General features: G+C 36.9%; 11 protein-coding genes. 6 read left to right on the top strand and 5 right to left on the bottom strand.

Translation table 11 applies throughout. The features are described 5' to 3' along the window. Position 1 precedes the first annotated feature (1 nt). A complete protein-coding gene (locus L6W14_RS20270; protein ID WP_237898772.1) occupies positions 2 to 2,209 on the bottom strand; it encodes a YcdB/YcdC domain-containing protein in 2,208 nt (735 codons plus the stop codon). 128 nt (positions 2,210 to 2,337) lie between these two features. Continuing rightward, the gene (locus L6W14_RS20275) at positions 2,338 to 3,627 is read right to left on the bottom strand and encodes a glycoside hydrolase family 18 protein (protein WP_237901014.1); all 1,290 of its coding nucleotides are present in this window, start codon (positions 3,625 to 3,627) and stop codon (positions 2,338 to 2,340) included. A 487-nt stretch (positions 3,628 to 4,114) separates the two neighbouring features. On the opposite strand from L6W14_RS20275, the gene L6W14_RS20280 reads away from it, so the two are divergent. Then, entirely contained in the window at positions 4,115 to 4,534 is a 420-nt protein-coding gene (locus tag L6W14_RS20280) for a hypothetical protein (protein WP_237898774.1), read from the top strand. Between the two features lie 12 nt (positions 4,535 to 4,546). Continuing rightward, on the top strand, positions 4,547 to 9,637 hold the full coding sequence (locus tag L6W14_RS20285; RefSeq protein ID WP_237898775.1) for a DUF4132 domain-containing protein: 5,091 nt from the start codon (positions 4,547 to 4,549) through the stop codon (positions 9,635 to 9,637). Between the two features lie 45 nt (positions 9,638 to 9,682). Here the strand turns inward: L6W14_RS20285 and L6W14_RS20290 are convergent, their stop codons facing one another. Together L6W14_RS20290 and L6W14_RS20295 are read right to left on the bottom strand one after the other, a co-directional pair. Beyond that, positions 9,683 to 10,414 (bottom strand): hypothetical protein, encoded by a 732-nt coding sequence (locus L6W14_RS20290; RefSeq protein WP_237898776.1) that lies wholly within the window; start codon positions 10,412 to 10,414, stop codon positions 9,683 to 9,685. Beyond that, positions 10,407 to 11,744, bottom strand: a complete 1,338-nt coding sequence (locus L6W14_RS20295; protein ID WP_131522358.1) for an AAA family ATPase — start codon at positions 11,742 to 11,744, stop codon at positions 10,407 to 10,409. The genes L6W14_RS20290 and L6W14_RS20295 overlap by 8 nt, the downstream gene beginning before the upstream one ends. A 149-nt stretch (positions 11,745 to 11,893) precedes the next feature. Here L6W14_RS20295 and L6W14_RS20300 point away from each other — a divergent pair, with 149 nt between their 5' ends. From L6W14_RS20300 to L6W14_RS20315, 4 genes are all read left to right on the top strand, one after another. Continuing rightward, positions 11,894 to 12,355 (top strand): hypothetical protein, encoded by a 462-nt coding sequence (locus tag L6W14_RS20300; protein ID WP_131522359.1) that lies wholly within the window; start codon positions 11,894 to 11,896, stop codon positions 12,353 to 12,355. Positions 12,356 to 12,880: 525 nt separating this feature from the next. After that, complete coding sequence (locus tag L6W14_RS20305; protein ID WP_131522360.1) at positions 12,881 to 14,629, top strand: methyl-accepting chemotaxis protein; 1,749 nt, start codon at positions 12,881 to 12,883, stop codon at positions 14,627 to 14,629. A 136-nt stretch (positions 14,630 to 14,765) separates the two neighbouring features. Next, the gene (locus L6W14_RS20310) at positions 14,766 to 17,936 is read left to right on the top strand and encodes a non-ribosomal peptide synthetase family protein (RefSeq protein ID WP_237898779.1); all 3,171 of its coding nucleotides are present in this window, start codon (positions 14,766 to 14,768) and stop codon (positions 17,934 to 17,936) included. Beyond that, a complete protein-coding gene (locus tag L6W14_RS20315) occupies positions 17,933 to 18,589 on the top strand; it encodes a 4'-phosphopantetheinyl transferase family protein (RefSeq protein ID WP_237898781.1) in 657 nt (218 codons plus the stop codon). The genes L6W14_RS20310 and L6W14_RS20315 overlap by 4 nt, the downstream gene beginning before the upstream one ends. A gap of 79 nt (positions 18,590 to 18,668) precedes the next feature. Here L6W14_RS20315 and L6W14_RS20320 read toward each other — a convergent pair whose 3' ends face one another. Beyond that, a complete protein-coding gene (locus tag L6W14_RS20320; protein WP_237898783.1) occupies positions 18,669 to 19,679 on the bottom strand; it encodes an ABC transporter substrate-binding protein in 1,011 nt (336 codons plus the stop codon). Between the last annotated feature and the right edge of the window lie 3 nt (positions 19,680 to 19,682).

Here is a 19,682-nt window from a genome sequence, read left to right on the forward strand (position 1 = left end):
CTTAATAATAGAAGTTACGATCCACTTTATTTTCTTGAATAGCTTTGGCTAAACGAACTGTTGAAACAGCCAAATCGGCATATGACACACTCTTGGTAGCATTAAAGTTATTTTGCTGTGTATCTATCAGACCCATCCCATTTGCTATTGCTATATAGCCTGTATATGCTGGATCAATGGACGCTGCATCCGCAAAGTTTAATTTGTAAATATCCTTATACTTTGCAACATTCTCCAATTGCATTGCTTTAACAGCCCATACCGCTAGCTCTTGACGAGTCAATGATTCATCTAAAGCGAATTGGTTTGCTGGCTGTAAAATTCCCATTCTTACAGCTTGTTCAACCACTCCATATAATGGATGATTTTTATCGATATTGCTGAAGGTTTGCTTTTCACCATCGCCACTACCAAAATAGCCATATGTTAGAGATTTTAGTAGAATCTTTAATGCTTCTCCCTTTGTCACAGCAGCATCAGCATTAAAGTTTGCTATATCTTTTACCTCTAATACATTTTGATGTAAAAGATAATTTAATTCATTGGCTGCTGTTGGGTGTGAAATAGATGGTTTTTCTTTTGAGTCATCTACCTCATACAACCATTCACCAGTAATTGCATCAATCTGATTAACTAAGCTACCGTTGTAAGTTGGAGCATAGACTAGATCATAATGTTGTTTACCTTCAGTAGCTTGTTTTATATATTGTAGTTGTAATGTAAGGGCCTTACTATATGCTTCTTTTGCTTTATCAGCAGAGATTACCTGATTAAGAGAAGGCCAATTATTAATCTTTTGTTTATTAACATTCAGTGAACGTAATGACCCATCAGAGCCAATACCTACGTTTATTTCATCTCCAACAACCGCAATCCCGTTTACGATGCGTGGGAAGGAGAAGTAATAATCTTTACTATAATCATCATGGACAGGATCATCAATTGGCATCGAATACTCATGTAAATAGGATGGAGCCCATTGCTTTAAGTATTCAACAGCCTTTGCCAATGCAGCATCCTTAGAAATAGTATTTGTTTTGTCAGTGTTTGTAAAATCTCTCTTTAAATCGTGGTACTGCACGATTTCGCCTGTTGCCTTATTCATTTCGAAAGAGGTACCAGAACCACCATTATTGTACATATACGTATAATTTACTGTATAAACTGTTTCGCCATTGTCATTTTCTCTTTCATCCACCATATCAATCGTGAGCTTCGCCTTATCTTCATCCACCTTTAAGAAGTTTTTAGCAAATTCCTCCACTTCTGCTACTGTCATACCACTTTTTCTTGGTGGTAATTGCTGTGAGGATATTTTCTCAGCGCTTTTCGTCTTTGGAACTTGGGTAGAGAAGCCATTCGTTGTTTGCCATTGGCCCGTTAAAGCATGTACACCATTAAATCCTGTTGCTGGCATATAGACAAGCTTCACATTACGTTGATCGCTAAAATAGTCAACGTAATAACGAAGTTCAACCGCTAAGTTATCACTTACTTGTGCAACAATTTCTTCCTCATTTTTTTTCTGGCTTGAGTTATCAAATGTTGCTTTACCAATTGATTCTGTATTTCGATACATTCCTGTTATTTGACCATTAGCAAGAACATCTATAGTGATACTTTGATCGCCAATAAGCACTCCATTATAGGTTGGTGAATAAACAAATGAGTAAGTAATTGGTTGTGATAATGGACGATTGATGTCATTGTAATAACCGAAGCCATCTTCACGGAGTTTATAGTTTTCTATTTTCGCAAATTTTCCCAGGAAGTCTTCTGCAATTTTTTTGGCTTCATTCTCTGAATATTTTGCAGGATATACTGCTTCAGCGATATTAGCTGGCTGATAATAGAAATGTTCTAACTCTAAATCTTCACCTTTAAATGTAAAACCACCATAGACATCTTTACCATTTACAGTTTTATGGAAGTTTAAATCATAACGGACCGTTGTATCTTCTCTAAAGAAATGACCGCCACCAGAACTAAATTCATTATCAGCTACAAATTTGAACTCTTCAGGGAATAGTGCCCGTAACTTGTTAATTAGCATACCTTTTGTCACTTTTGTCTCTGTAGCAGCTAACTGTATTGCAATACGCTCCGAAGGTTCTTTCACATTTGCAGAAGCTTGTGAAACGGGTGCTAGCACTCCAACAGAAAATGCGGTAGTTGTTAAAATAATACCTAACTTTTTTAATTTACCCAAAATATCCCTCCTAAAATACTATTTAATATAATTATAGTATATTTATCCATAATTAGAAATGAAATTTACAGATTATTTCCTCTTTGAAGAAAATACATTGGGTAATCTGTCCCTTATACTTCATTATCTTATTTCTTTACCACATCAAAATTCGCACCAATTAACACCCAATTCTGAGGGAATGGTAGTCCTAATTTCCAATACCCAATACCACGAAGATTATATTGTTTTATAAGATTGAATTTAGCTTGAATAGATCTAGCATCTTCAAACCACACCATATGTGCCCTACCTTGCTCATCATAGTATTCAAAAAATGGCGCTTGGGCTCTCCAATCATACTGAATCGCTGCATTATAACGTTTAGCAATCTCAATGGCTCGCTGAGGACTAAGTGCTTCTGCAAAAGGTCCCCCCTGGACAAAAGGTAACGTCCAATCATATCCATATAAATTTTGCCCCAACAGAATTTTGCTTGCCGGTATTTCACTAATCGCATATTTTACAACAGCCTCTACCTCTGGGAGAGGTGAAACAGCCATTGGTGGGCCTGCTGAATATCCCCATTCATAGGTCATGAGTAAAACAAAGTCCACGATTTCTCCATGTGCCTTATAATCATGTGCCGCTGTCCATGGCCCTCGCTCACTATCACTGGTTTTTGGCGCTAATGCCGTAGACACTGTGTATCCTTGAGCATGGAATTTTTCAACAGCTCTTCTTAAAAAATTGTTATAGGCTTGTCGTTGATCTGCTGGCAAATTTTCGAAGTCAAAGTGGATATCTTTAACATCCCCAAGTCGCTTTGCTTCTGCAAGAATATTATCAAATAGTAAATCTTGAACAGCTGTACTTTGAAAAATATCTCTCGCTAATTCACCACTAAAACTAAAATTCTCCAAATTAGAAATAACCATTGCCATTGATGCTCCCGTATCATTTGCAATTTGTGTCACACCTTGGCTTGGTGGCCTCTGTAAAGTACCATCACGCCTAGCCTCATAGCTAAATAAAGCTAAATATGTTAAATTAGGACCCGCTTCCCTCGCTTGATTCAAGAGTGCCTCACTAACTGATGTTCCTCTCGGCTCTAAATAGGCTAATGTTTCTGCCCTTGTTCTTGGTGGCTGTGGGATGTATAATCTCGTTCCAACTGCTAATGGTTGATTGGGATTAATACCATTTACTTGTGCAAGTGTTACATAATTAATACCGAAACGTTGGCCAATTGACCATAAGCTATCACCTGGCTGTACATAATAAAAACTTCCGACAATCGGGATTACAAGAGCTTGCCCCACAACTAAACGATTTGGCTCTGGAATTTGATTGGCATCTATAATGCTCTGAACCGTAGCCCCATACGCCTGTGCAATTCCCCATAAAGACTCGCCAGCCCGTACAACGTGTATTTGAATGATTTTGCCTCCTTCTAGCTTGATAAAATCATACCTATAAAGCTTATGAAATCAGAGATAAAAAGATGTCTTTCAACAACTACACAAAAGTAGACCACTATATATAGCGGATGAATAGTATGCTGTATTATGTCACCTATTTAATACTAATGAGAATAATCTTCGTTTACGAGATTTCATGAAAGAATTTTCTTTTAAATACGTATGTCTAAAAAGTTACCTGAGTAATATATTCTGCTTCTTCACCGTTATTAGAATAAAAAAACGCAAAATGATACTTATCTTGACAACAATAATCGTACAAATGTTCTATTTTCCGCATAATCTTCAGTAAATTTTCACCCACTTTCTACCCTACCAATCAAGTGTAGCAGGCTACTTTTTGTTACACTTTTCCCAAACTTTTTTACACAACTAGCGTCATATGCCTTATTCTTTTCCCTGTTCTCACTCTTGTATAATGAAATTATTGTAAGGAGGTGTTAGATTGCGTTTATTTTACCAGCAAAAAGTAATCGGTAAGAAGTCTCGTAAACTTGAAAAATTTCCATTTTCAATTGAAGAGCCTGTCATCACGTTACAAGATTTACTTGTTCAGCTTGTTACACAGCAGGTACAACAATTTAATGAAAAAATGGTAGATACACCACTTCATCTATATTTAACGGATCAGCAATTAGTAGACGCGGCCCAATATGGCAAAGTACAGTTTGGAGAAAAGAAAAGGGATACTGTACAGTCAGTTGATCATGCTATTTCCACAATGCTTCAAGCCTTTCAGGACGAACTGTTCTTAGTCCTTCATAATGAAGAGCCTTTAGATTCTCTTTCTACACCATTAAACATACAGGAAGATGATGTTTTTACATTTATTAAACTTACTATGCTTGCAGGACGAATTTGGTAGGAGGGATTTTTGATGACACTTTCACATGAACAAAAGACACATTTTCAAACTTTAGCTGATTCTGCACCTATAGCGATACAGCCTTTAGCAGCCGCACTGTTAAAATACATGGACAATAGAGATTATGACATTGAACCACTTATAGCTGCTCAGCAATATTCCTCACTTGGAGAGCTATTTAGTGGACCACTATTTGAAGTGCTTACCTTGTTTTCTTCACAAGAACGTGCACTCAAGATCAAGAAACTAGCATTACATTTTGATGCTACAATGTTTCAAACAGATGCTTTACGTCGATCCTTTCGTTCATCTCAACCAGTACAAGACCATCTTTTTCAATGTTTACAGTTAATAGAAGAGATGCTGACATTTGAGGAAATTACTTTGCAGGAGTTATTAACGAATCATCGCCAATATGAGCATGGCACTTATCCAAACTATAGCTCCTATGTCTTGAAGAATGAAAATGTGAAAGTCATGGGTTTTAATGTTTTTGAACAGTTGCTCGCTGAAGAACTATCATTAGAAAACCCTTCCATAGAAGAAGCAGTAGAGAGTATTTTATTTGATGAGCATCAAAGTAGCTTTTTCGGTCATCCATTCATTCGAGGTATTTTCAAGTCAAGTAATCGTCGTATGCATGATGCACTTGGTAAACTCTTAATAGCAGCTGCACGACAAGAAGGTTTACGACAGGCAATAGTAGAAAATATTGACCATGGCAATCTAGATGCACAGCTCAACATGATGAAGCTTATTCAGGAACATCGCCTAACACGCTTCTCCTCTGTAATTCGAGCAGTCGATACTTGGATGGGGCTTGGCTATAATAGCTTCGAAAATCAAAAAATAACAGAGGAAGTTCTTACATTAGCCATCCACGCAATTGAAGAGGACAGCTTTGTTGAGCAATTGTTAAAAAGTGAACGTACAATTGATATTTATGTTGCATTATGGGCTACTGCTACAAAGGACTATACGAAGTTAAATGACCTTGTAACAAAACTCTTAAAGCGTGACAAGCATATCCAACTTACAACGCTTGCCTTTTTGAAAAACTTATCGAAAATCTCCTTTACAGCGCCATTTGTGAAGGATTTAATCTTATCAACAAAAGATATTGAGCTGTTTGCCTTTGCATGGGGCAATTTTCTTTATGCTAATCACCATATTAATAGTGAGTATGCAAGAGACAATGAATGGGCGCAAATCCTTCAAACCTTCATGCAAGAAAACACACAGCTACAAGGGATTGAATACCTCTTATTTGAACAGCTTGAGTGGGCAAAGAATGAAATTACGAAAGATGGACTTATCATTACAGGCAAACCTCTATCCTTTGTCCATGTCCATTTGTCATTAGAAGATTTAATTTCAACACAAATTATTTTAGCCCACCATATACAAGACGAGGCATTATTCCAACGGATTATTGAGCATGCTGATTCTTACTCACCATCAAGTAGAATCGGACTACTGAATATTTATTGTCTTGACCCTGTCACAGAAGGTCAACGTGAATTTTTATTTAATTCTTTACGGGATCGCAGTTCCATCAATCGTTCTCTTGCGTTAAAGAAAATACATGCTCTAACACCAACAGAAGAAGAAATAGCAAAAATTGAAGATCTTTTAGCTAATAAATCAGGTGCACTTCGTAAAGAGGCTATTTCACTCTTAAAAGTTCAGCCACAGAACCATCTATTACAAAGTGCTGAAAGGCTGATAAAAGATAGTAAGCAGTTAAAGAGACTTGGAGGGCTTGAGTTACTATTTGAAGCCTCTAAGGAATACAGCTTAGCAAGCGAGCAAATTACAGCTTTATGCTCCTTATTACCAAAAGTAACTAAAAACGAGCAAGTGTTGTTAGAGCAATTAATTACAAGGGATGTCCCTGAGTATAACGAGAGTAATGGCTTTGGCTTGTATACGCCACATCCCCCTATTCAATACGGCTGTATTTCGGATGGAGCCATTCAAATGAATGATGTAGAGCCTTGGCAACAGCTTGCTCCACTTTATGTACAGGCACCTACACCTTTTGAAAAATTCTTTCAATATGATGTTGATCAATTATTATCTAAGCTAGAGCAGCTTATTCAACTTTTAGATAAACATGCTGAACTAGAATATGAAACATACCAATGGAATGACACACCCATTAGCACTACATTAGGACAAAGATATAGTATAATGGCAACTAAATCGGATAATCAACGACATGCTAGTCTTGATGCTTATCCTATCCCCGAAGAAATTATTCAATGGATGAAGACAGCATTATTTAGTAATGAGGACTTAGCCTATTTTAATTTTTATCATAGTCTATCAGAATACCCCTCTGCTCATGATCTTTCCGAAGCAGCTCATACACTAATTAAACCGTTCTTCCAATACAAAGATTTAAAGGTACGTGTTGCGCAATTTAATTCCTTGAAATATGACGATACAATTCAACAGATTTTCTCAGTGCTATCCCAAGACATCGACAAAATCTCAGGTGATACAGTGCTACATCAGGAAGCACTTTCATTACTACAAAAGCATGCACCCGAATTTAATCGCTTCGAACAGGCATTAGGCATAATATTACAGCTATTCAAACAAATACCTGCTGATCAGTGGCAACTTGATGTTCGAGAGAAGGGTTATTATTACTATCGTTCCACTTCTACCATTATCGATTTAGATGTCATTGAGACATTTGTTGATCGATGCTGGTCTGATTACGCAACCTATGGTGAATATGTAAAAATGCTAGCTATCAATGAAGAGCTAACAAAGCGTATGAAAAATGAAAGCTATAAGCCAAACGTCTACAATTTATCTTTATTCCAATATTTAGACGCAATGAAGGTTGGTTTATTTACGCAAGATCACTTATTTGAGGCCATCTTTACCAATACGCTCGCTTCAGAAATATTTAACGAGCCAACTAAATTACAAGAACGCTATCAACAGTCATTTGAAGATTTAACCGATTTCTTTACTATTCGTGAACAAGCAATTGATCGAATTTTAGCCATAGAGCTAAAACGTGGTGATACGCCTACTGCTGTTACAAAGCTTGCTAGTAGCATTTCTTATTTTGAGGGTATTGATTATTTCTTACAGATTCTACAGGCACTTGACGGAGAAAAGCTTGCGCGAGGATATATTTGGCAGGCAGAAACGAAAAAGGATGTATTCTCCCGATTGCTAACTAACTGTTACCCCAAAAAAGAAGAAACAGCGCAGCAATTAAAAGAAGCATGGCAGAAAACAGACATTTCTAAAGAACGTTTAATTGAAGCCATGATGTATAACCAGCATTGGATAGACCTTGTCAGTGAAGTAATTGGCTGGAATGGATTAAAAGAATCAGCCTGGTATTTTATTGCTCACACAACAGATTCATTGTCCGACTATGCCAAAGATCAAATTGCCCTTTTCTCTAGCATCACTGCTGAGGATTTCCGTGATGGTGCATTCGATTTAGCTTGGTTCCAAAGCGCCTATCAAACACTTGGGGCTAAAAATTTCAAAATTGTCTATGATGCTGCAAAGTATGCCTCAGAAGGAGCGAACCATCGTCGGGCACAGCTTTATGCCGATACAGCTATCGGTAAGCTCAGTCCAAAACCGTTAATGCAAGAAATTCAAGATAAACGCAATAAAGATAAACTGCGCGCACTTGGTCTTATCCCTTTAATAAAATCAGATGACAAAGACGCCCTGACACGCTATCAATTTATTCAACAGTTTTTGAAGGAAAGTAAGCAATTTGGTGCTCAACGCCGCGCAAGTGAGGCTCGAGCAGCAAGTATCGCTCTAGAAAATTTAGCGCGCAATGCAGGGGATGGAGAAGCCACTCGCTTCACATGGCGTATGGAGTTATCTGCCTTTAACGATATGAAGCATTTATTTAAAGCACAACAAATCGAACAAATTACAGCCCATCTACAAATAGAGGATGATGCCTCTGTAGCTATTATTGTTGAAAAAGATGGTAAACGCCTAAAGAACGTTCCTGCTGCATTAAAAAAGCATGCTGATATTGTAATCTTGCAGGAAGCCCGAAAAGACTTACAAGAACAATATAAACGAGCACGCCCAGCTCTTGAGCAAGCAATGGAATTAGAAACTGTATTTTCGATCGAGGAGCTCATTCATTTATTGGCCCATCCGATCCTAGCTCCACTTTTACAAAAACTAATATTTATCAGCGATGATTACGTTGGAATGCTTACACCACAAGGCTTACAGCTTCTATCGGCTGACATTGTGGACCTTGCTCCTTCGTCCTCTATAAAGATTGCTCATCCTTACCATCTTCTAGAAAGTGGTCAATGGAGACAGTGGCAATCCTATATGTTCGAGCACAAAATACAACAGCCATTTAAGCAAGTGTTCCGTGAGTTATATCTCATCAATGCTGATGAAAAAGCACAGAAACAATCATTGCGCTATGCAGGACATCAAGTAAATCCTTCACAAACAGTAGCCTTGTTGAAAACACGTGGCTGGCAAATCAGCTATGAAACAGGACCACGTAAAGTATATTATAAGCAAAATATTGTGGCATCCTTGTATGCACAGGCAGATTGGTTTACGCCAGCAGAAATTGAAGCACCTGCAATCGAAGGTGTTTACTTCTATGATCGACTCACAGGCAAAAATATCGTTTTAGATAATATTCCAGCTGCGATATTCTCTGAGGTTATGCGAGATATTGATCTTGTTGTCAGTGTAGCTCATGTTGGTGGTGTAGACCCTGAGGCAAGTCATTCTACTGTTGAAATGCGCAGTATTATCGTAGAAGAATTGGCTAAATTATTGAAGCTAAACAATGTGGAAGTGAAAAAGCACCATGCTCTCATAGAAGGTAAGCTAGCAAGTTACTCCTTACATTTAGGAAGTGGTGTGGTGCATCAAATAGGCGGTTCCATGATCCCGATTCTTGCTGTACCTTCTCAGCATCGTGGACGAATTTTCTTGCCGATGGTGGATGATGATCCGCGTACTGCTGAGATCATGTCCAAGCTTTTATTATTAAGTGAAGATACAAAAATTAAAGACCCTGCCATATTAACTCATATTCGAAGCTATGAGCAAATGCGCTAATTTAACACTAGATAAAAACAGGTGACGTATTTCGTCGCCTGTTTTTTACTGTACATCTGTTTTAATCATTTCAAATAATAGCGGTACATTCGTGCCTCGTTGCAATGAATGACAATCCTCCATTAAAAATGACCAACTTTTCTTTATCTTTTCCCTATAAGGCAACTCTGAACTGACCGGTAGGTATGCGCTTAGGTATTCCTCAATCGTGCCTGACAGATTGTCCATAAATTCATCTGCTTTTTGCATTTTTTCTGTAGGGATTTCATTGCGCTCATTCCATAAGACATGCTCTAAATTCGTAGAAAAATAAAATAATTGATAAGGTACTTTCATACGGTTAATGCTAAAGTGGTCGTTGGCAATCAAAATTCTAGCATTCTTAGCCTTCATATCATTACGTTGTTCTATTTGTTGTTTACGTTTATCTGACTTCACTAAAATAGCATCCTCTGTATAAAATAAGTTTTGCTCGATAGTCTCATCTATCTTGACGCATTCTGGTGCGATAAAGCATCCATCTGCATCTGTAATGTGAACAACAGCAGTTAAATCATTGGCTAAAAATTTATATTTTTGAAGATAGCTTTGAATCACTCGTACAACACTGTTTTTAATATTGGGGATCCGTTTGTGTGCATCCCACTTTGTTAAAATATCTTCACGTTGCACATCAAAGCGTATCGTCGAATTCGCAAAATGAGTATCTAAATAATCCTCTAAAATAATTTGCTCTGTCTGCCCTTCCACAATAATTAAAAGTACTTTTTTAGTCATGTTGAACACCCGCTTTACGAAAAGCACGCTTTATTTTAAATGTTTTGGTTTCCTTATATATCTCTTCGTCCTGTCCACCAAGTTGGATAGCACGTAAATAGACATCTCTAGCGTTATTCACTTCTTTAATACCTTTTAGCTGCATATAACGGTGATGTTCATTTGTTGTCGTAAACCATAAATTTTTAATAGCTAGCACCTCTAACACACGTAGATTATGGGATGTAAAAATAAGTTGCCCTTTTCCATCCTCATCTATCACTGTTAACAACTCGCCCAACAAATATTCAAATACACCTGAGTCTAATTCATCAATCACTACACATGCATTCGGATTATTGTATACAGCAATTAATACACTAAGAATCGAAATGATCTTTAAAATTCCCTCTGACTCTGTTCGTAGCGGTAATTCCCGCTCCCCACGCTGAGACAAAAATTCAAAACGAATTCCCTGCTCACCATTGTCCATCATTTGCTTTGTAATGATATTAATTTTAATCGTCAAACCAGGAATAATTGCTGAGAGCACTTGATTACTTTGTTCAATAACTTCACATAGAGCATAGAATGCATCCTCTGGTAATAAAGCTGGTCCATTTAAATCATAGGGAATAAGGCCTCTTGTTTTCTCTAAATGAATACTGAATGGCATCATTCGTTCTTCAAATAGTGGGGCAATATTTTGATTATTAACAACATGTAAGTCCCGACTAAAATCGACGGCAATATTTTGTAGCAACTGCATTTCTAACTCAGAAAGTCGTTCCTTTAATAATGGCTTTATATCTTTATGGAATAGAAATGACATATTTTGTTTTCTTGCTAGCTGTTGAATAACCAGTAATTGAATTCGCGCTTGTTCACTCAAATCATCCAGTTTCGATTGACGGATTTGTACATCCCTCTCCGTCACAGCCACTAAAACCTTTGATCGCTTCCCTTTCGTGTTTTCTCGATAGGTAAGGCGCTCCAACGTAGTATATAGTCGATACTGATCCTCCTGTAGTTCCACATAGTAATTCACAAAAAATGTACCGAATTGATTCTGAACTAGAAATTCTACATCCATGCTAGCTGTTTGCTCGCCTGCTAATATAAGTCGCTTCTTTTGAGAGGGCAACTTCACTTCAGCAAGCCATCCTGATAGAAGTGTCTTCAATAAACTAAATGCATCTACAATGGTTGTCTTTCCAGAGCCATTTTGTCCATATAGGCCAACAACATTCGCTTGTAGAAATGTCTCAAAATTTACTGCGAGTACAATTTCACCCTGTCGTACATTTCGTAAATTTTGTATGTTTATTTTTTTTATCTTAATAATTGCCATGTGCTAAACATCCTTTTAGCTTTTTCCCTTATTATAATGAAATTTGTTTTATTTTATAACAAATTAGAACTTAAGCATCCATAGCCTATAGCCTATGACAAAAATCGCAATAGGCATATGTTAGAAAAAATGAAGAAAGGTGTGTTTCATTGGTTTATCCTAGATTAGCCCCTGAAGATTTTAACAGTCAATTTCGCCCAGGTATGAAAATATGGGTAACACTCCCTACTGGTACTTATTCAGGTACATTAATTCGGACATTTGGAACTGGAGGAAGAACTGCTGAAATTCAGTTAGATAATGGTCAAATTGTGACTGTGGATGTTAGTCAAATCACTGCTGCAGGTACAGGAACACCTCCTGGTAGTTCCTATCCGCCGCCATACCCACCACCATATCCACCATATCCGCCTCAACCTTATCCACCGCGTCCATACCCACCACAGCCTTATCCACCGCAACCTTATCCGCCACGTCCATACCCACCACAGCCCTATCCGCCCCAACCTTATCCGCCACGTCCAGGGGGGCAATATCCTGGTTTCCCACCACCATTAATACCAGGACTCCCTAATATTTTACCGGGTATATTTGGTAATCCACGGCCATAGCAACAACTAGAAAAGGTTATTTCTTTATTTAAGAATAAAGAAATAACCTCTTTTCATTTTATTCCCATAACAAAAATAACCAAATTTCTTTACACATAAGACATGACAAAATAAGTAAAAAGCCCTAACAAGGAATTGAAAATTGGTATTTCAGCCAAATTTTTAATCAACTGAAAATAAGTTAGATATGAGCATACTTCTTTTTTATACTAGGAAATGTATAGCTTTTTGTAAAAATTTAACCTAACAATAAAAATACATAGACTAAAAAACTATATATTAACTATTATTCATAGAGATCATGACTTGAAATAGTAAGTTTTCTGGGTTGTGAATCAATTTTTTTGGCAGTATAGTAGTTAAATGATAGGGGATAAATAGATTATTTTGCATTTATAAATAGTTTACACGCATCTGGACTTCTACGAATAACATCAACATCTTCAATGTGTAGTACATTGACTGAATTATCCATTTATAGTCCTTAGCTTGAAATATTCGCTATATCATATTAGGAGGAAAAGCATGAAAACACGCAAGAAGCAGCAAATGTCTATTAGTAAGAAATTAACTGCAATAGTAGTGAGTATTTTATTATTATTTGGATTAGTTACTTTAGGTCTTTCTTATTATATAGTAAGAAATAGTAATTTAACAGACATGAATCAATCTCTTTCTGACAAAGGCATGATCCTAGCCAAAACCATTGATATTACTACACTAAAATCGATATTAGAGAATCCTACAAATAGTAATCCCGATGCTCTACGATTAACTAGTGAAATGGATGCAATCAATGATAATTCAGATAGCATTACCAATCTATTTTTAATTACAGTTAACGGTGAAAATATTAATGCACCTGTTCTATCATCTAGTATACTTGAACTAGGGGCAGAGTATAACCAAGATATGATTGCAATGGGTTTATCTCCAGATTTCCTAGCAAGAATTAAAGAAGTTTTTGATACAAAAAAAGCAACAGCAACAGATATTTATAGCGATGAATATGGTAGCTATAAAACAGGCCTTACACCAATCTTGGATGAGAATGGGGACATGCTGGCTGCTTATGCCATTGACTATGACGTATCAATGGTAACAGGAAAAGCGATGTCTGAAGCCCTATGGACGTTATTAGTAACGGTTATATTCTTAATTGGTTCATCCATTGCTGTTTACACTCTTTTAAGAAAAAAATTAACACCGATTCAACAACTTTCTTTACAATCTAAAAAAGTCGCAGAAGGTAATTTAGAGCTTGAACCATTACCAGTTACTTCAACAGACGAAGTAGGAACGCTCACACAAAATTTTAATTCTATGATTGATAACTTAAAAAATGTTATTAAGAGTACAACGAATGTTTCTGAGCGTGTTTCAAACACAGCCAATGTTTTATCTGTAAATATGCAAGAAGCTTCCGATTCATATAATAATGTAGCATCTTCTATGCAGGAGATTGCAAGTGGCGCTGATCTTCAAGTACAAAAGGCAAAAGAAAGTACAATTACCATTGAAGAAATGAATATTGGTATTCAACGTATTGCTATGACGTCCAATCAAATTTCAGAATCCTCGATTTTAGCATCAGAGGAAGCTGAAAGAGGGAATGAATCGACAAATAAATCTGTTGCACAAATGAATGCTATTAGCAAAGCTGTTAATCAATCTGCAGCTTCTGTTAAATTACTTGGCGATCATTCCAATAAAATAGAAGAAATCGTAGGAATCATCACAGGGATTGCTTCACAAACCAATTTACTTGCATTAAATGCAGCTATCGAAGCTGCACGTGCTGGGGAGGCTGGTAGTGGCTTTGCAGTGGTTGCTGACGAGGTACGTAAACTTGCAGAGCAATCTGAGGCATCTGCAAGAGAAATTTCTACACTTATTTCGCATATCCAGCACGATACAAACGAATCTGTAAATATCATGGTTCACGCTGTAGAAGAAGTAGATCATGGTATTGTCATGATCAATGATTCAGAAAAATCATTTAGCCAGATTTTAACTTCCATTCACCATGTGACAGGGCAAATTCAAGAGCTTTCTGCAACAATTGAAGAAATGGCAGCTGGTATGGAAGAAGTAACATCTGCCGTAAAAGATATGGAAGACTTTTCAGTCAATTCAAAGGACAATACAAGAGCAGTAGCAGCAACTTCTGCCTCTCAATTGAATACAGTACAACGAGTTTCTGAAGAAGCTCAAGTATTATCCGAGCTATCTGATGAATTAATGAATGTTGTTAATACCTTTGTAGTGAAATAAAAAATGAAAGGGCTGCCCTTATTAAGGAGAGTTATGTCCGTTAGTTTCTCACAGATCGATTCATTACTGTGGACCTAATGACGATAATCGCTCCTTCATAGGTGTCGGCCCTTTTCTAAAATAGGAGTTGTCATAATTGAATAATAAAAAAGAATTTGATGTACACCCATCACAGAATAATACGCTTTCTTTTGACCAACAAACACTTCAATCCAATAGTACACAATTATTAAACAGAGAAGACTTACTCGCATATCAAACGTTAAACCGTACAATAGCTGACTACGATCAAAACACCACAATACCTGACGTATTTTATCAGGCAGCACAAAAATTTGCGGAACGAATCGCATTATCCTATGGAGGTGGAAAACTTACCTACCGTCAGCTAAATGAACAATCCAACCAAGTTGCTCATATGTTAGTTGCCAACGGTCTACAAAAAGGAAACTATGTAGCGATAGTTATGGAACGCAGTAAAGAAACCGTCATTAGTTTGTTAGGTATCCTGAAAGCTGGTGGAGTTTATGTTCCCATTGATCCGAGCTATCCAAAAGAACGTTGTCAGTACCTATTAAACGATACAGGTGCTCCATTTATCATAACGAAAAACGAACATACAGCTCTACTGAATGATTTTATACATAATGATTCCCAAACACGCACAGTGTTCACAATCAACCAAATGGAGCAAGGATATTCACAGGAAAATATCCAATGTGAACTTCTTCCATCCGATTTAGCCTATATTATTTATACATCTGGTTCAACAGGTAAGCCAAAAGGCGTCATGCTTAAGCATGAGGCTGTCATTAATTTAATAACAGATAATCAACGAATCTACCATTCAACTAAAGAAGATGTTTATTCCCAGTTTATTTCTTTTAGTTTTGACCCTTCTATAACAGAAACCTTTACTGCTTTATTTTCAGGTGCAAGACTTCATATGCTTACAAGTATAGAGCGTTTGTCCATTGAGGCATTTGCTGATATGATCGACCGTGAGCAAGTAACGACCGCTACTGTTCCAAATGCTTTCTTTACACAGCTAGCTACACATTTACCAGTAAGCTATAGAAAAAAGCTTTCGACATTAAATTATTTATCTGTAGGTGGTGAAGCCCTATTGCCTGCCATTGTTCAAAAATGGCAAGATAAATTTGGACTCTCTACAGAAATTATTAATGTGTATGGACCAACTGAATGTACAGTATTGTCCTCCTATTTTAAGGTGAAAAGTCAGATAACAGACATGCAATCTAGTATCCCTATTGGTAGACCAATCGCCAATTATGAAATGTACGTTATTAATACGGACGATCAGCTATGTCCCGTTAATGTAATCGGAGAATTATGTATTGCTGGTGCTGGTTTAGCAGCAGGTTATTTACATCAGCCTGAAAAAACAGCTGAAGTATTTGTACCTCATCTCTTAAAGCCAGATCAAAAAATGTATCGAACAGGTGATTTAGTTCGACTATTGCCAACTGGTGTCATTGAATTTGTTGGACGTAAAGACTCTCAAATTAAAGTAAGAGGCTTCCGTATTGAACTTGGAGAAATCGAAACCGTATTGAGCAATCATACGAGCATTCAGGAAGCTGTGATCATTGCAAAAAAAATGGCTGATGGGAATAATCATTTATTTGCCTACTATACGGTGGCAAGTGGGATGCAGCTTGAGGAGAATCTTTTAAGGGACTACTTAGCAAATCTTTTACCAGATTATATGGTGCCAGAGCAATTTATTGAATTGCAAGAAATGCCATTATCCCCTACAGGAAAAATTGACCGAAAACACTTAGCTTCATTGGAATTAACTTTATCACGCAGTATTACATATATTGCCCCAGAAAATGATACACAGCGTATGCTTGCTGCTGCATGGGAATTTGTACTCGGTATTGAGCCAATTGGCATTCACGATAACTTCTTTCATATCGGAGGGCATTCGCTAAAAGTGCTCGAGATTCTTGTACAAGTGAAAAAACATATACCATTCTTAAAGATTCAGGATTTCTTCCAATATCAAACAATTGCTGAACTGGATCATTATATTCGTCATTATCAACCAGAAGCCATTGAAGATCAAGACGAGCCAGCTAAAAGCATTGTATTCAAGGACTTAATGGAGCCTAGTCCTCTAAAAGTCTCCCAAAATGTGAAGCCCTTGCCAATGACATCGGTATTACTAACAGGTGCTACAGGTTATTTAGGTAGTCATGTATTATATGAGCTATTAGCTACAACAACTGCGCACATATATTGCCTTATTCGACCAAGCACCCAAACTACGATTGAAGATAAACTAAGAGAGAGTATGCAATTTTATTTTGGCAATACTATTGCTCAGCAGATGAAAGATCGTATTACTGTTATCCAAGGTGACTTAGGGAAGCAACGACTACACTTATCTGATAAAGATGAAAAAATCATTATGAAAGAAATTAATGCTATCATTCATTGTGGTGCAGATGTACGTCATTTTGGTGCAGCTGATCATTTTAATAATGTCAATGTGAATGGAACTCGCTACTTGCTTGAAATAGCCAAACAGAAACCAGGTGTGCATTTCCATTATGTATCGACAATTGGCATTCCAGAGGAGCTAGCCGCCATACAATGGGGACCAAATGAAGCAAAAGGTAACTTCAATTACAATGTTAAGCTTGATAATGTTTATACTCAAAGTAAGCTAGAAGCAGAAAACCTTGTTCGAAACGCTGTACAGGATGGAATCCCTGTCTCCATTTATCGTGTAGGAAATTTAAGCTGTCATTCTGAAACAGGTAAATTCCAACGTAATATCGATGACAATGCCTTTTACCGTATGATTAAATCAATGCTTTATTTAGGTAAAACACCTACCGCACAATGGCATGTTGACTTCACACCAATCAATTATGCTAGTCAGGCACTTGTTTCTTTGGCAAGCCAGCCAGCAACCAGCGGCCATGTCTTCCATTTATGTAACCCTGTATCACTTACTTATTTAGAATTAATCGATATGCTTAAGGAAATTGGTTACGACTTAACAATTGTTTCAAAACAAGAGTATACTGATTGGCTATTAAATGGCGATCATTCAAGAGGTGTACAGGGATATTTATCGTTAGCCATTGCGCAGCTTGAAGGTGATGGAGCAAGTGACTCCCCATTTATCTTCAATTGCAAAAAAACGATAGAATTTTTAGCTCCTACCAAGATTGAATGTGCGGCACCAAATAAAGCCTTTATTTATAGAATGATTCAATATGGCATTGATACAGGCTACTTTCCTGAGCCAAAACAAGTCAATATAAGATGATAAAACAAACTATACAGTTATTTGCACTTCCTCTAGGAGTACAGTTAGCACCACCAGAACGGGATGCTTTCCTTAAAGCACTCCCTTTTGAGGTGCAAAGAAAAGTTCAGCAATACAAGCACTGGCAGGATCAGCAAAGAGCGTTGCTAGGTAGCACTCTTATTAGATGGGCACTCCTTCCCTATATAGATGACGTTCTGTTACATCTAGCTCATAATGAATGTGGGCGCCCATATATTGCTGGACACCCACATTGGCAGGGGGATTTTAATCTCTCTCATTCTGGGGATTGGATAGTGTTAGCAGTCACCACTATCGGACGAGTCGGCATTGATGTTGAAGAAATAAAGCCAGTGAGTGAAGATATGATGATATATGCGCTTTCTGAGACAGAGCGTCAATTGGTCTCTCATCAGCCTTTACATGTTTTTTATGAGTTTTGGACTTTAAAAGAGGCTCTTTTTAAAACAGGCTTATTGCCAATCCTATCGCCCTATTTGCTTGATACAACTACCATAAAAAAAACAAGACAAGACCTTTTTACTCAATTATTCTATCTCGATCAGCAGCATCCTGTATCCGTCTGCTGGAACACTGAAAATTCTAAGTTAATAACCACAATAGTAAATAAAGAGCAGCTTCTACAGTCATAACAATAATTATTCCTCCGTATTAAGAAAACGCTGCCCTAACGTGTCATTTATTCGACCCGCTAGGACAGCACTTTTTGTTTTATTTAAATAAGTCTGGGTACATTTCTTTTGCTAATGCTTCCATTCCATCAATTGTGTTATAGCCATAGCCAAACATGTAATTGTAATCTACAATATACATTTGTTTATTTTTAATAGCCTTCATGCTTGATAGTTTAGGATTCGCATAAATTTCTTCACGTACTTTTGTCAAATCAGAACCGTCCCAGTTAGGAAGAATTAATACATCTGGATCTGCTGCAATTAATGTTTCAACACTTACATCGCCTGTTTCATCTTTAAAAATATTATCTAATTTAACCATTTTGAATGCATCATTAAAGAATGTTTCATCGTGTGCTGGATAAACAAAAAGCTCTTTTGGATCATTTGTATGCAAATAGGCAAATGTTTTTTCTTCTTTTATACTTTCTAATTTTGAGGAAATATCTTGTTGTCGACCTTTTAATTCTTTAATAAAGCTATCTGCTTTGTCTTGAACATTAAAAATTTCACCAATATTCTTTATATCTTTATAAATAGAATCATACGTGCCGCCTGTTACGGATGACTCTAAAACATATGTTTTTACACCCATTTCATTAAGCGAATCTACTGTCCCTACTCCCCATTCAGCATTATCAAATAAGCCACCACGACCAAATACTAAATCAGGATCAGTACCTAATGTAACCTCTTTCCCAACATATTCATCACTTAAAATATTTAGCTTAGCATACTCTTCTTTAACAGCTTTATCAACTGCACCAAAGTTTGCACCAACACCAACGATTTTATCGCCTAATCCTAAATGTAATAATAATTCTGCAGCTGGGCGTGTATTTGCCATAATTCTTTCAGGTGCTTTATCAAATACTTGATCTTTCTTTTCCCATGTTGATCCACCTTCAGCCTTTGTAAAGTTCTCAATTGTCAGTGGATAATGCTCTTTTGTTTGTGTTTCCTTAGATGTATCTTTTGATGTGTTACCGCAGGCTGTTAATGTTAATAAAGCTGCTAAACCAATTCCTAATAATAATTTTTTCTTCATGTT

It is taken from the genome of Lysinibacillus sp. ACHW1.5, from assembly GCF_022014815.1.
Classification (GTDB): Bacteria; Bacillota; Bacilli; order Bacillales_A; family Planococcaceae; genus Lysinibacillus; species Lysinibacillus capsici.